Source organism: Nocardia grenadensis, assembly GCF_050942415.1.
Lineage (GTDB): Bacteria > Actinomycetota > Actinomycetes > Mycobacteriales > Mycobacteriaceae > Nocardia > Nocardia grenadensis.
On record NZ_CP192054.1, the window covers coordinates 6108837 to 6123012 of the forward strand.

Consider the following 14176-nt stretch of genomic DNA (forward strand, 5'->3'; position numbering starts at 1 on the left):
CGGCTCGGCGCGGTATCGTGACCCAGCTGTATCGCGCCGGCACCCCACCGGGCCCCGCGCCCCGATCCCCACGACCCGATCGTCGGCGCTATTGTCGAAGCTCCGCCCATGGTGACCGCACCGTCCCGCGTCGCGGTACGGCGACGTGCGGGTGAACCGTACCGTGGTTTTTGGATGAGGAAGTCGAAGCGAGGATCCGAGAATGGCCACTGGGGTGGGCCTGCACATCGCCGAGTACGCGTGCACCGCGGCGGTCGTCGACGACGACGGGGATCCGCACTTCATCCTCCGTGAGCCGGTGCTGTACATGTCCGAGGACGGCGACGCGGCCCTCGGCGGCGCCGTCGCCCCGCCCGGGCACAGCCATCCGATCACCGGTTTCGTGGCGGCCGTGGGCGATCCGGCGGGCGTCGTCGTGGACGACGGCGAGGCCTATCGCGGCGAAGACCTGCTCGCTACCGCCCTGTTCTGCCTGATCAACCTCACTGCCGAACACCTCAACGGTCCCGCCGAGTTCTATGCCGCCCATCCCGCCGGATGGGAAGCCGGACAGGTGATGGCCCTACGCGGCGCGCTCGACTATCTGGGCCTGAAATCGGTGGCCCTGGTCGGCGAGGACGAACTCCCCGCGGGCCCCGCCCATCTCACCCCCGCGGATACGGGCCGGTACTTCGCCGAGAGCGCGGGCCGGGCGGCACTCGCGGTCGTCCTGGAGACCCCGGCCGGCGTCACTCCGCCCGATCCCTCCACCGCCCAGAACTCCGCGCTGGACACCGTCGTCATGCCGAAATTGCGCGACGGCGATACCCCGGCCAAGGCGTACTCCGCGCTGGTTCCCGCCCTGGATCCCGAAGCCACCTACGGTGGCCCGAGCCTGGCGGCCATAGCCGCCGGGTCGGACCCCGCCACTGGATCGCGGCCGGCCACCGGGTCGGGGCCGGCGGCCGGCCCCCGGCCCGCGACCGGTACCGCGGCAGCGGTTTCCGCCTCGACCCCGGCGAAGCCCGCGACCGCGGTGGCGGCCACCGACCGGAATCGCGGCCACCGACGTACCGCCGCGCTGGTGGCGGCCGCGGCGTTCGGCGGCCTGCTGATCGGCGCCCTCGGCGTCACCGCGATCCTGCGGCCCGGCGCGGCGGAGCCGGGCGAACCGGCCACCACCTCGGTGGCCGATACCCCGCCGGCTCCGCCGCCGGTCCAGCCGCCGGTTCAGCCGCAGCCGGTCGCCCCGGCCCCCGAGATCCCGTCCTATACATCCGAGCCGACCTACGAGCCGGAACCCACCTACACCGAGGAACCGCTCCCCGCCCCGCCTCCGGTCACCGTCACCGAAACGACCCCGGCGCCCACCACGGCCCCCTCGACGACCATCCCGGAGCCCAGCGGCCCGACCCTCACCGAGCCGACCACCGAGACCGAGACCACAACCACCCGGACCCGGCCGCGGATCTTCCCCTTCCCCGTTCCGTTCCGCACCGAGGACCCGGAAATGGACCTTCCCGACACCGGATCCAAGGAAGGTCGTCAAGAAGAGGCCAGATAACGATTTGTGCCTTAGAGTGATCCGCTGACCGGTGTTATTCCGGCCACCCCGGCAACTCGGTCGAAGCTCGAGCAAACCTGTGCGCCAACGGATTCGCTCTCGTGGCCACGGATTATCTGGCACACAGTGCCGACGAAGGGACTCCATGCGCAAGTCGGTGGCGCGTCGCGCCGCGGTCAAGGCTGCCGTTATCGGCTCGACCGTTCTCCTGGCTCCCCTGTTCGGTGCGACCGCGGCGATCGCCGCCCCCGAACCCGGGCAACTCAGCGCCGAGGACCTACCGGCCGAACTGGTCGAAGCGCTGTCCCGCGATCTGAACATGACCCCGACCGAATATCTGGACCGTGCCGCGCGCGCCCAGCAGCTGCAGACCTACGCCGCCGAGTTCCGCGCCGAGCGCCCGGAGGTCTTCGCCGGCGCGTGGATAACCCCGGAGGGTAAGCCCACCGTCGCGGTGACCTCGCCGGACGCCGCCAAGGTGGCCAGCGACGACGGGTATTCCACTCGCCTGGCCCCGGTCTCGGCAGCCGCGCTGGAAACCTCGCTCACCCAGATGAACCAATGGGTCGCCGCGCAGCCCCGGGATATCTCGCAGCTGATCAATTCCATCGCCATCGACTTCCTCAACAGTCAACTGGTCGTCAATGTCGCGAATACGCCACTGGCACATATGCTCAACCTGCCGACCCTAATCGCCAACATCAAGGTGGTCCTTTCCCCGGACGGCGGCGGCCCGGTGGAGCATCATCCGATGGGTGGGGACACCTATATCAGCGCCCCCGGCGCGCTCGACGACGCGGAGTTGAAGAGCGTGGATGTCTGCTCGTTCGGCTTCAACAGTGTCGATTCCGCCGGTAACGCACTGAATATCAGTGCCGGACATTGCAATCCGAATATCGACAAAGGCGACGGGCGGGCCGCGGTATACGGTCCGAATATCCGCAATATTCCGGCGAGTCCGCAGCTGGGCACCTTCGTACGGTCGGAACTCGGTGGTCCCAGCACGCTGGACTATTCGGTTATCCAGCTGAACGAGCGCGCGGTGGGCGCGGGCATGGATCAGCCGTCGGTGCGCGGCGCCAACGGCACCACCCTGACCATCACCGGTACGGCCGATCCGGTGGTCGGCGCCCCGGTGTGCAAATCAGGACAGTCGTCCACCTTCACCTGTGGGTTCGTGGTCGCCGACCGGGTCGAGACCCAGCTGTTCACCACCGAAGGCGACTCGAAGATCATCCGCGGTTTCGCCAGCTCGGCCTGCACCCTGGGCGGCGACAGCGGCGGCGCCATCGTCACCGGCACCCTGGCACTGGGTATCACCAGTGGTTCCAATGCCGCCGACGCGCCCGATTGCGAAAAGGCCAATATCGCGCTCGCCCAATACGGCGGCACCGCTACGCTGGGCATTCCCATTCGCGGCATCCTCTCGCACGCCGACGCGACGGCCGGTGGGGGCATCGGCAGCGGTATCGCCGTACGAACCAGGCCGAATGCCGGGTGAGCCCGATATAGTCTTCGCATGCTCATGCCACGCATAGGTAAACGAAGGTCGGCGCCGACCAGAAAACGCATGCAACGTGCCGCGGTCGCCGCCTCGGCGGCAGTCCTGCTGTTCGGCCCGACCGCGGCGCTCTCTTCGGCCGCCCCCGACCCGGGTGTCGGCCTGCCGGCCGACCTGGTGGCGGCGCTGAACCGAGATCTGCACATCTCCCCCGAGGAGTACCTGGCGCGCGCCGATACCGCGCAGCAGGTGGCGGCCTTCGCCACCACCGCCCAGCGTCAGTTCCCCCAGGTGTTCGGCGGCGCCTGGCTCGACGAGCAGGGCCGCGGAGTGGTGGCCCTGGCCAACGGCCCGGGCGGCGACGAAGCCCGCGGCGCGGCCGAATCGAGCGGATTCGTGGTCCGCAATGTCGCCAAGAGCGAAACGACGCTCCGCGGCGAGAAGAGCGCCTTCGAACGCTGGCTCGACGGCCAGCCCGAAGCGGTGTCTTCCCTGGTGCGCGGTGTCGTCATCGATACCGTGAACAACAGCATCGCGGTGCGCGTCGACAAGGTCGGCCTGCCCATGCCGAACTTCATCGATCCGGCCCGTGTCATCGTCATGGCCCCGCCGGTCGCGGCCGAAACGCTGCCTCAGGCGTCCGCGGTCGCCGAGGCGGGCGACGCCGCGATCGGCGGCGGTGACGGCTTCGCCGCCATCGCCGGCGACAGTTCGCTGCGCTGCTCCTTCGGCTTCAACGCAATCGGTCCGGCGGGCAACACCGTCAACATCACCGCCGGGCACTGCAACCCCGATCTGAACAATGTCGGCGCCGCCGGCGTGCACGAGTCCCTCGGCGGCAACAAGGTCGGCCCACAGATCGCCACCTACCAGAAGTCGGTGCTCGGTGCCCAGGACTACTCGATCATGAGTATCGCCGACGGCGCCGCGGGCCGCTTCCAGAACAATCAGGTCAAGGTGCCCGGCGCGGCCCCGATCGCGGTCGACGGCGTGGCCACCCCGGTGGTCGGCGCTCCGGTCTGCAAATCGGGTTCCCGTACCGGGTTCAGCTGCGGTGTGGTGAACGCCGTGGATCAGACCGTCCAGGTCGGTGACCGCCAGCTCACCCAGAGCTTCTCCGCCAATATCTGCGCCCTCCCCGGCGACAGCGGCGGGCCGATTGTGACCGGACGCCAAGCCCTGGGCATCTCGAGTGCCTCCTCGGTTGCCGATTACCCCATCTGCGAGATCCCCAACATCCTGGGCGTGCTCACCGGTAACGCCCCGCAGCTGTTCGCGCAGCCGGTGAGCGTCGTGCTCTCCGACAACCCGGGCCTGCGCATCCGCACGAGCTAGAGGTCGTTCCGCTCTCCGCGCCGGCCGCACCCGGCTCGGCGCGGAGAGCGGAATATCGGCACCGCACCCGTGGGTGCGACTCGCATCGAGCATCGAGCAACGAGAGGGCCGGCAGCGCTGCGCTGCCGGCCCTCTCGCCTGTCCGGGACTCCCTGCTACCGATCTGCCGCCGTCGACCGGCCCACGAGGTCGAGCCCGACGGCCGCGGGGTTGGGGTGCGGAGACTCCGGCCGTCGCGCTGTTACCGCGCCCGAGGCAGGGCAAGCTGTGCTTCTTCATTCACTTGCGCACACAGCCGGAGTCCGATCGCCCGGTCAGCGGGTGACGGCCCGGACGGACACACCCCGTCCGGGGCTCCCGTCGCGCGATGACAGCAGTAGGCCACCCCCCGTTACGCATCTTTCTGTACGCGAACAGACAAAAGGGCCGACAGCGGCAAGCTGTCGACCCTTTTGGTTACTTCGGTGACCGGGGGCCCTACTTCTCCGCGGGGGCGGGCTCCTCCTGGATGACGGGCTTGCCGTCGTTGGCCCACTTGGTCGTACCCGCCGGCGCCTGCAGCGTGTTGATCAGCTCGATACCCGCAGCGACCAGCGTCGGACCACCGACAGCGATGGTGCCCAGAATCCCGCCTACACCCGCACCGGTGAGCAGTCCGGGAACACAGCCGGCCACGATCGTCACGGCGCAGCCGATAACGGCACCGATCGCGGTGCCCACAAACCCGCCGATGGCCGTCGCAACGCCGAAGTTGCTCGAAAACTCGTTCTGGGCCTGCTGGTTTTCCGACGGCGAGGCGATGGCCTTCACGGCCAAGGGCTGGTCCGTGGCCAGTCCGGCAGGCTTCTCCGGAATGATCTCGAGGACGGTGCCGTCCTTCTTGACCTCTGATTTCACCGGAATTGCAGTTCCGTTGGCGGTGAACTCGAGCGGCATCGAGACGACGACGTCGCCGGCCTTGTCCTTGATCTCGAGTACCTGGGTCTTGTCTACTTCCGCGACCGGCTCGGCCTCCGAGACGGCGCCGTCCTGTGCCAGGGGCTCCTGCTCCTTCTCGACGATGGAGAAGGTGCCGCCACCCAGGGTGGCGACAACCGTCTTCTCGACGAGTTGCACGGCGTAGTTGACCGGCTCTTTCGGTGCGGGAGCCGCCGGCTGGGCGTGCGCGGTGCCCCAGCCCAGGGTGAGCGAACCAATGACCGTTGCTGCAATCGCAGTAGGTCTCGCGAGTTTCATCCAGTTCCAATCGGGGTATGGACGTCACATCCCGCACGCGAGGGGCCCGCGAGGGGACGCGACCCGAAATCCTCACCCGAGCGTTATGAGATGTCACGGTTCCTGATAGATCGGGCTGAGCGTAGTCGAATCCACTGCCAAATGGCGAGATTCGTTTCCCAAACGTAAGAAGCAACAGGGTAAGTGTGGCCTTATCACGCCCCGCGTGAGCGCGCCCTTTACGGTGTTAATCAGCCCTTTTGCGATTCGGGCGACGAACTGAAAAGAGTGATATTGATCACGACGCGATCTATGCATATAAGCCCAGGCAGATGCCATCGCGGGCCGACGCGGATCGTACAGTGGACACCATTAGTTACTGGTGGGTAACTTACTGGCGGTTACGATACGAGCCGGACGGGGTACTGCTCAATTCCTCGTACCTCGTGTGGCTTCGAAAGAAAGGTCGCGACATGAATGCCCTGACAGTGACGCTGGGCACCCTGGGAGCGGCGCTCAGCCTGCTGTGTTGGGCGTCGTTCTTCGGCGGCGTCCGGGATATCGTCCGCGCCATCATGCTGGGCCAGCCCGCCCCGGACCGCTGGCGGCCGTTCTTCCCGCGTTTCAAACAGATGCTGGTGGAGTTCCTGGCGCACACTCGGATGAACAAGTTCCGGACGGTGGGCTGGGCGCACTGGCTCGTGATGATCGGCTTCCTGGGCGGCGCGATCCTCTGGTTCGAAGCCTACGGTCAGACCTTCGACCCGTCCTTCCACTGGCCGCTGATCGGTAATACGGCGATCTATCACCTGTGGGACGAGATCCTCGGTATCGGAACCGTCGTCGGCATCGTGACGCTGATCGTCATCCGCCAGCTGAACCATCCGCGGGTGCCCGAGCGGCTCTCCCGCTTCAGCGGCTCCGCGTTCGGCCCCGCCTATGTGATCGAGGCCATCGTCCTGCTCGAGGGCCTGGGCATGATCTTCGTGAAGGCGGGCAAGCTCGCCACCTACGGGCACGCCCACGCCGGTACCGATTTCTTCACCATGCAGGTGGCCAAGCTGCTGCCGGCGAGCCCGACCCTGGTGTCGATCTTCGCCTTCATCAAGCTGATGTCCGGTATGGCCTTCCTCTATTTCGTCGGCCGCAATATCACCTGGGGTGTGGCCTGGCACCGGTTCTCGGCCTTCTTCAACATCTATTTCAAGCGTGAGGACGACGGTGATGTCGCCCTCGGCGCGGCCAAGCCGATGATGTCCAAGGGCCGTGCCCTGGATATGGAGAACGTCGACCCGGACGCCGACACCCTCGGTGCCGGCCGGGTGGAGGATTTCTCGTGGAAGGGCTGGCTGGATTTCACCACCTGCACCGAATGTGGCCGCTGCCAGTCGCAGTGCCCCGCGTGGAACACCGGTAAGCCGCTGTCACCCAAACTGCTCATCATGTCGCTGCGTGACCACGGCCGCGCCAAGGCGCCGTATCTGCTGGCCGGCGGCAGCAAGGATATGGGTGGCGACGAGGTCGGCCTGGTCGACGGCGAGGGCAACCCGGACGAGAAGAAGCTGGCCCGGATCTCCGAGGCCGCCCGCGCCGAGGCCGAGCGCCCGCTCGTCGGCGACCACGAGGTGAACGGGATCATCGACCCGGAGGTGCTGTGGAGCTGCACCACCTGCGGCGCCTGCGTGGAGCAGTGCCCGGTCGATATCGAACACGTCGACCACATCATCGATATGCGCCGCTACCAGGTGCTCATCGAATCGGATTTCCCGTCCGAACTCGCGGGCCTGTTCAAGAACCTGGAGAACAAGGGCAACCCCTGGGGCCAGAACGCCAAGGACCGGCTCAACTGGATCAACGAGCTGGACTTCGATATCCCGGTCTTCGGCCAGGACGCCGACAGCTTCGACGGCTACGAGTACCTGTTCTGGGTCGGCTGTGCCGGCGCCTACGAGGACCGCGCCAAGAAGACCACCAAGGCCGTCGCCGAACTGCTGGCGACCGCTGGGGTGAAATTCATGGTCCTCGGCCAGGAGGAGACCTGCACCGGCGATTCCGCCCGGCGCGCGGGTAACGAATTCCTTTTCCAGCAGCTGGCGATGCAGAACATCGAACTGCTGAACTCGGTATTCGAGGGTGTCGAGCAGAAAAAGAAGAAGATCGTCGTCACCTGCGCGCACTGCTTCAACGCGCTCAACAACGAATACCCGCAGGTGGGTGGCACCTACGAGGTGGTGCACCACACCCAGCTGCTGAACCGGCTGGTGCGCGGTAAGCAATTGGTCCCGGTGGCCCCGGTCTCGCAGAACGTCACCTACCACGATCCCTGCTACCTCGGCCGGCACAACAAGGTCTACAACGCACCGCGTGAGCTGATGGCCGCCTCCGGGTCCACCCTGGTGGAAATGCCCCGGCACGGTGAACGGTCCATGTGCTGTGGTGCCGGTGGCGCCCGCATGTGGATGGAAGAGCAGCTGGGTAAGCGGATCAATATCGACCGCGTGGACGAGGCGCTGACCACCTCGCCGGCCAAGATCGCCACCGGTTGCCCGTTCTGCCGGGTCATGCTCACCGACGGCGTGACCGCCCGTCAGGAGTCCGGTCAGGGCGAGGGCGTGGAGGTCGTGGATGTCGCGCAGCTGATGCTCGAGTCGATCGAGCGGCAGCAGCCGGACCGGCTGACCGCCAACCTCACGGTGATTCAGGAGCCCAAGGCCGAACCCGAGCCGGAATCCGAACCCGAACCCGAGCCCGTCCCCGCCGAAACCGAAGCCGCCCCGGCGGCCGAGAAAGCGGCGCCCAAGGGCGGCGGACTCGCCATGAAGGGCCCGGCCAAGGCACCCGGTAAGGGTTTGGGTATGAAGGGCGCCGCAAAGGCCCCTGGCGCCAAAGCTGCCGCCCCCGCGGCCGAGACCGAGGAGAAGGAGGCGGCTCCGGCCGCGAAGGGTCTCGGTATGAAGGGCGGCGCGAAAGCGCCCGGTGGTAAGGGTTTGTCGATGAAGGGTGCGGCCAAAGCACCCGGAGCCAAGGCCGAAACCGCCCCGGAGGCGGAGGAGGCGGCCACCGGGGCGCCCGAGGCTCCGCCGGTGAAGGGTTTGGGGATGAAGGGTGCCGCCAAGGCGCCCGGCGGTAAGGGCCTGGCCATGAAGGGTGCGGCAAAAGCGCCCGGAGCCAAGGCCCCCGCCGCCGAGAAGCCCGCTTCGGCCGCCGAACCGGCGATCGAAGCCCCTGCGGAGGCCGATGCGAGTACTACGCCGACCGAAACCAAGCCCACGGTCGCGGCCAAGGGATTGGCGATGAAGTCCGGATTCAAACGCCCCGGCGCCAAGGCCCCGGCCGCCGCGCCGAAGCCCGACACCGCTCCGACCGAATCCGCGGCCCCGGCCGAACCGGATGCGGCCGGACCGGACACGGTGGCGGCCGAGCAGGCCGCCGCGGCGGCACCCGCCGAGAGCAAGCCGTCGAAACCGGCCAAGGGGCTGGCGATGAAGTCCGGGTTCAAACGCCCGGGTGCCAAGGCGCCCGGCGCCAAGGCCCCCGCCTCGCCGGAACCGGAATCCACCCCGGCTCCCGCGGAGGCCGAACCGGCTCCGGCCACGACCGGCACGGAACCGGCCACGGAAGAGACGGCCGAATCCGCGCCCGAGGCCACTGCGGAGAAAGCCCCCGAAGCCTCCGGTAACGGCAGCGCGGGCAATGGTTCGGGCGCGGCCCCGCCGCAGGCCAAGCCGGGTGCGCTCGGCTTCAAGTCCGGTGCGAAGGCACCGGGGCGCAAGGGCTGACCGGAACAGGGAACGCCTAGCAGGGCCCGGCGGAGTTCCGCCGGGCCCTGCTATATGTAATGGCCTGCCCGCGGAATCGCCACTGGGCGAAGGAGAGACGCACAGCCGCCGGTATGACCGCGGTGTGCGGGCTCAGCGCAAAGCCGCGCCGTACACGTTCTCCACCGCGAGTTTCATGAGAACCCGGCGGTCGGAGACCATGACCGTCCGGTACTCGTCCCAGTCCGGGTGTTCGCCGGCCGCATTCCGATAGTAGTCCACCAGCGCCTCCACTTCCGGGCCGTGCGGATCGGTACCCGGACCGGTGAGGGTGACCGTGCCCTCCGCGGTCGCCCAGGCCCAGCCGTCGGCCCGGGTGACCTCCAGCGCGGCCCGCGGATCACGGCGCAGGTTCACGGTTTTGGCGCGGCCCTCGGTCATCGAGACATAGATGATCTCGGCCGTGCGGTCGTAGTAGGGGGTCACCGGGGACAGCTGCGGCAGGCCGTTCGCTTTGATGGTGGCCAGGACGCCGAGCCGGCTCTCGCTGAGCAGGGTGCGCGGATCGTACTGCGAACTCGTCATATCCGGGTCCAAGTCGGCGGGACGAAACGGTATTCCGGCACCGATGGAAACAAAGGCCACCAGCACAGATCGGTTCGGGCGGGTACGGCGGGCGCTGTCGCACGGGGATACGCACCCCGGCATACCGGAAAATCAGTGGCGCGGCACTTCGGCACCGACTGCAATGGGCCCGTGCTCGACGACGTACAGGTGGCCTCCTTCATCGACAACGGATACATCCACGTCCCCGACGCGTTTCCGCGCGCAGTCGCCGAGGAGTGCCGCGAGATCATCTGGCGGGACCTGGATGCTTCTCCCGACGATCCCGGCAGCTGGCCCACCCCGGCCGCCTTCCGGCCGGATTATCCGAACACACCCTTCGTCACCGCCGCGGCCACCCCGCGACTCTGCTCGGCCTATGACGCGCTCGTGGGCCCCGGGCGCTGGACGCCGCGCCGTAGTCTCGGCGGTTTCGTGATCCGCTTCCCTGGTCAGGAGACGGCCGTCCTCGACGGCTGGCATATCGACGCCAGTTTCCCCGGCCCCGATTCATCGCCCACCGATTATCTGAGCTGGCGGATCAATATCCATTCGAAGGGCCGGGCGCTGCTCATGCTGTTCCTGTTCTCCGATACCGGCGAGCTGGAGGCGCCCACCCGGCTGCGGGTGGGCTCGCACAAAGTGGTGGCCCGTATTCTCGAACCGGAAGGCGACGCCGGTCTCGACGCCCGCGAGCTCGCCGCCCGCGCCGACCCGGCTACCGCCGACCTCCCGACCGCCTACGCCACCGGCCGGGCCGGCGACGTCTACCTCTGCCACCCGTTCCTGGTCCACGCGGGACAGCCGAACCGCGGATCCCACCCCCGGTTCCTGGCCCAGCCCAACCTCGAGCCGGCGCAACCGTTGCGTATCACCGAGCCCGGGCCGTTCTCGGCGGTCGAGACGGCGATCCGGGCCGCGATAGGGTGACGGGGCCCGATCGATGCGGCGAATACGGTCCTGACCAGGCATACGATAGTGCCATGTCCCTGCCGCACACCGAACGGCCCGAGCTTCCCGAGTACATGACCTGGGAGGAACTCGAGCAGCTACCCGAAGAGATCGCCGAGCGGATCGAACTGTGGGACGGGCGCGTGGTATGGCTCCGCCGGGGGCCCAGCGAGCATCAGCGTTTCACCGTGCGCATGCGGAACGCGATAGAGCGATGCGCTCGCAAGAGCATGTCCGAACAGCCCGAATCATGCTGGCAGGTGGATGTGGAAACCAATGTCTTCCTCGACACCAGCGGTAAGTCCAACTTCTTGACTCCGGACTTCCTTGTCTTCCGCTGTCTTCCTTCTCCATTCCAGGATGTCCGGGCGCCGGACACACTGCTGGTCGGCGAGGTTCTGTCATCAACCAACACCCGAACCGATATCGAGGCCAAGAAAGCCCGTTACGCCGACGCCGGAATTCCTTGGTACTGGGAGGTCACATTGGCGCAGGCAAAAAGCGCGATCGCGACCGTCCGGGCATACGTGCTGGAAACCGAACACGGGCGACTGCCCCACGGCGTCCGTCCCCTGCGGTCAGCAAACTACCTGGTCGCCGGCGAGTGGGCCCCCGAGGACGAGGACGGCGTCCGGATCGATTTCCCCTTCCCGGTCCATATTCCCTGGACCGAACTGGAGTACTGAGCCCATCGGGCCGTGCGGTGATCCCCTCTTGCAGATCGCCGCACGGCTCTGTGGCATTCCGCACCGCGCCCGGGCGCACGGGTGAGCGCGGCGCGGTCCGATCAAGGTTTCGACGCCGCGATATAGCGCGCGAGATGATCGGAGCTGGAACCGAATTCGTATTCGATGGCGGTGAGGCGCTTGAAATAGTGACCGATGGCCAATTCCTCGGTCATCCCCATCGCGCCGTGCAGCTGGACCGAATTCTGGCCGATGAAACGGGTCGCCCGGCCGATCGTCACCTTGGCGGCCGAAACCGCGCGGCCCCGTTCGGTGGGTTCGGCTTCCACGGCGTAGGCGGCCAGATAGGCGGCGGCGATACTCTGTTCGAGTTCGATCAGCATATCGACCATCCGGTGCTGTAGCGCCTGAAAACTGCTGATCGGAACCCCGAACTGCTGCCGCTGCTTTGTGTATTCGACGGTATCGTCCAAGACCTTGCGCATCAGTCCGACGGCCTCGGAGGCGACCGCGGCGATCGCCTCGTCGATGGTGGCGTCGATGGCGGGCCACGCCTGTCCCTCGTCGCCCAGCAACGCGCTCGCGGGCACCCGGAACCCGCTGAAGGTGAGGTCGGCGGCGACGCGGTCGTCGATGGTGCGGTACTGGTGCGCCTCGACCCCGGCCGGCGTGGCGGCGGGATCGAATTCGACCAGGAACAGCGAGATCCCATCCTGATCACGACGTTCGCCGGAGGTACGCGCGGAGATGATCAGATGCGTTGCGACGGGCACGCCGGTGACCACGATCTTCGACCCCTCGATCACCCAGTCGTCGCCGTCCCGGCGGGCGGCCGTCGAAACATCGTGTCGCACTTCGCCGGATTGTGGTTCGAGCGCGGCGAAGGCCAGCCGGACGTCACCGGTCGCGATGCCCCGCAGCAGTTCACCGGCCCGCTCACCCCCCGCGCGGCGCAGCAGACCCCCGCCGACCACCACGGTGTCCACATAGGGTTCGACGACCAGGGCGCGGCCCAGTTCCTCGGCGATGATCATGCTTTCGACAGGACCGCCACCCGACCCCCCGGATTCCTCCGGCAGGGTCAGGCCCAGCACATCCAGTTCGGCCAGCCCGCGCCAGATCTCGGGCTGCCAGCCGGGACCGGATTTAACCGCGGTACGACTTTTCACCAGGTCGTATCGGGCGGCGAGAAAACCGGAGACCACGTCGCGCAGCATCTGCTGTTCGTCGGTGAAGGTGAAGTCCATCAGAGCCCCAGTGCTGCCTTGGCGAGGATATTTCGCTGGATTTCATTACTGCCCGCGTAGATCGAACCGGCGCGATCGTTGAAATAGCGCAGCGGCGCGACGGCCTGCCAGTCGGCGCCGCTGAGGTAGCCGTCGGCGGGCGGAGTGTATTCGGCGATCGGGCCGCCGGGCGCGGTGGCGTGCGGCTGATAGACCCGGCCGCGGGGGCCGGCCGCGGTGAGCGCGAGTTCGGTGAGCTGCTGGCTGAGCTCGGTGGACAGGATCTTCAGCATGGACGAGGACGTGCCCAGATCCTTGCCCTGGGCCATGGCGGCCAGGGTCCGGAATTCCAGTACCTCCAGGACCTCGGTGCGGATGCGCGCGTCGGCCAGCTGCGCCGCGAAATGCGGGTCGTCGCTGAGCGGGTTACCGTCCCGGCCGGGCTGCCCGGCCGCGGCGGTGGCGATGTTCTGGGCCATGGCCTGCAGTGCCGGCGCCATGGCGCCGCCGCCACGTTCATGGACCAGCAGGTACTTGGCGACGGTCCAGCCGTCGTCGATCTGCCCGAGCACATTGCTCTTGGGCACCCGCACACTGTCGAAGAAGATCTGGTTCTGGACCTGCTCGCCCGAGCTCATCACCAGCGGCCGGATCTCGATACCGGGCGCGGTCATATCCATCAGCAGGAAGGTGATGCCCTGCTGTTTCTTGCCCCCGCGCGAGGTACGGACCAGTGCGAAGATCCAGTTCGCCTCGGTGGCGTGGGTGGTCCAGATCTTGCTGCCGGAGACGAGGAAGTCGTCGCCGTCGGGGACGGCGGACATGTTCAGCGCGGCGAGATCGGACCCGGCCTCGGGTTCGGAGTAGCCCTGGCAGAAGAAGACTTCGCCGGTGAGGATGCGGGGCAGAAAGTAGTTCTTCTGCTCGTCCGTGCCGAACGCGATCAGAGCCGGGGCGACCATCCGGATACCCATCGGCGACAGCGCGGGGGCACCGGCCAGGGTGAGTTCCCGGCTGAATATGTAGTGCTGGGTGAGCGACCAGTCGCAGCCGCCGTACTCGACCGGCCAGTGCGGTGCCGCCCAACCCCGCTCGTGCAGGATGCGCTGCCATTCCAGGCTCGCCTCGTGATCCGAGTAGACACTGGTCATCAGCCGGCCCGCGGTACTCACCTCCGGTGTCAGCTTCTCGGCCAGGAACGCTCGTACCTCGTCTCGGAAGGCCCGCTCGGCCTCCGACCAGTCGTAATCCATACCCGCTCCCGAAGGCTTCATGCGTCGTCGCAGCAGATCCGGCGACTACCGGTGCCAGTGCGAATGTAGCCAGGTCACCGCCACCGCGTCAAACTGAAGGCATGT

At 67.4% G+C, this 14176-nt stretch carries 10 protein-coding genes; 6 read left to right on the forward strand and 4 right to left on the reverse strand.

Features of this window, described 5'->3' with window-relative positions:
• Window positions 1-202 precede the first annotated feature (202 nt).
• The 3 genes from ACQPYS_RS27950 (at window position 203) to ACQPYS_RS27960 (ending at window position 4379) form a co-directional block, all read left to right on the forward strand.
• Complete coding sequence (locus ACQPYS_RS27950) at window positions 203-1543, forward strand: hypothetical protein (RefSeq protein ID WP_433491257.1); 1341 nt, start codon at window positions 203-205, stop codon at window positions 1541-1543.
• Window positions 1544-1688: 145 nt separating this feature from the next.
• A complete protein-coding gene (locus tag ACQPYS_RS27955; RefSeq protein WP_063040787.1) occupies window positions 1689-3044 on the forward strand; it encodes a S1 family peptidase in 1356 nt (451 codons plus the stop codon).
• A 69-nt stretch (window positions 3045-3113) separates the two neighbouring features.
• Window positions 3114-4379 (forward strand): S1 family peptidase, encoded by a 1266-nt coding sequence (locus tag ACQPYS_RS27960; RefSeq protein ID WP_084481675.1) that lies wholly within the window; start codon window positions 3114-3116, stop codon window positions 4377-4379.
• A 477-nt stretch (window positions 4380-4856) separates the two neighbouring features.
• Here the strand turns inward: ACQPYS_RS27960 and ACQPYS_RS27965 are convergent, their stop codons facing one another.
• Window positions 4857-5615, reverse strand: a complete 759-nt coding sequence (locus tag ACQPYS_RS27965) for a hypothetical protein (RefSeq protein WP_063040789.1) — start codon at window positions 5613-5615, stop codon at window positions 4857-4859.
• A gap of 452 nt (window positions 5616-6067) precedes the next feature.
• Here ACQPYS_RS27965 and ACQPYS_RS27970 point away from each other — a divergent pair, with 452 nt between their 5' ends.
• Complete coding sequence (locus tag ACQPYS_RS27970) at window positions 6068-9373, forward strand: (Fe-S)-binding protein (protein ID WP_433491258.1); 3306 nt, start codon at window positions 6068-6070, stop codon at window positions 9371-9373.
• 132 nt (window positions 9374-9505) lie between these two features.
• On the opposite strand, the gene ACQPYS_RS27975 is transcribed toward ACQPYS_RS27970, so the two are convergent.
• On the reverse strand, window positions 9506-9937 hold the full coding sequence (locus ACQPYS_RS27975; RefSeq protein WP_433491259.1) for a PPOX class F420-dependent oxidoreductase: 432 nt from the start codon (window positions 9935-9937) through the stop codon (window positions 9506-9508).
• A 171-nt stretch (window positions 9938-10108) separates the two neighbouring features.
• Here ACQPYS_RS27975 and ACQPYS_RS27980 point away from each other — a divergent pair, with 171 nt between their 5' ends.
• Window positions 10109-10885 (forward strand): phytanoyl-CoA dioxygenase family protein, encoded by a 777-nt coding sequence (locus ACQPYS_RS27980; protein ID WP_433491260.1) that lies wholly within the window; start codon window positions 10109-10111, stop codon window positions 10883-10885.
• 53 nt (window positions 10886-10938) lie between these two features.
• Window positions 10939-11592: a Uma2 family endonuclease gene (locus ACQPYS_RS27985; protein WP_431939264.1), complete on the forward strand. Its 654-nt coding sequence runs from the start codon at window positions 10939-10941 to the stop codon at window positions 11590-11592.
• 101 nt (window positions 11593-11693) lie between these two features.
• On the opposite strand, the gene ACQPYS_RS27990 is transcribed toward ACQPYS_RS27985, so the two are convergent.
• The gene (locus ACQPYS_RS27990) at window positions 11694-12839 is read right to left on the reverse strand and encodes an acyl-CoA dehydrogenase family protein (RefSeq protein WP_433491261.1); all 1146 of its coding nucleotides are present in this window, start codon (window positions 12837-12839) and stop codon (window positions 11694-11696) included.
• Window positions 12839-14071 carry an acyl-CoA dehydrogenase family protein gene (locus ACQPYS_RS27995; protein ID WP_433491262.1) on the reverse strand — a complete coding sequence of 411 codons (1233 nt, stop codon included), beginning with the start codon at window positions 14069-14071 and terminating at the stop codon, window positions 12839-12841. Before ACQPYS_RS27995 ends, ACQPYS_RS27990 begins: the two co-directional genes overlap by 1 nt.
• Window positions 14072-14176: the final 105 nt, after the last annotated feature.

Coding starts and splice junctions, on each gene's coding strand:
- ACQPYS_RS27950 (WP_433491257.1), top strand. CDS start 203: ATGGCCACTGGGGTGGGCCTGCACATCGCCGAGTACGCGTGCACCGCG.
- ACQPYS_RS27955 (WP_063040787.1), top strand. CDS start 1,689: ATGCGCAAGTCGGTGGCGCGTCGCGCCGCGGTCAAGGCTGCCGTTATC.
- ACQPYS_RS27960 (WP_084481675.1), top strand. CDS start 3,114: ATGCAACGTGCCGCGGTCGCCGCCTCGGCGGCAGTCCTGCTGTTCGGC.
- ACQPYS_RS27965 (WP_063040789.1), bottom strand. CDS start 5,615: ATGAAACTCGCGAGACCTACTGCGATTGCAGCAACGGTCATTGGTTCG.
- ACQPYS_RS27970 (WP_433491258.1), top strand. CDS start 6,068: ATGAATGCCCTGACAGTGACGCTGGGCACCCTGGGAGCGGCGCTCAGC.
- ACQPYS_RS27975 (WP_433491259.1), bottom strand. CDS start 9,937: ATGACGAGTTCGCAGTACGATCCGCGCACCCTGCTCAGCGAGAGCCGG.
- ACQPYS_RS27985 (WP_431939264.1), top strand. CDS start 10,939: ATGTCCCTGCCGCACACCGAACGGCCCGAGCTTCCCGAGTACATGACC.
- ACQPYS_RS27990 (WP_433491261.1), bottom strand. CDS start 12,839: ATGGACTTCACCTTCACCGACGAACAGCAGATGCTGCGCGACGTGGTC.
- ACQPYS_RS27995 (WP_433491262.1), bottom strand. CDS start 14,071: ATGGATTACGACTGGTCGGAGGCCGAGCGGGCCTTCCGAGACGAGGTA.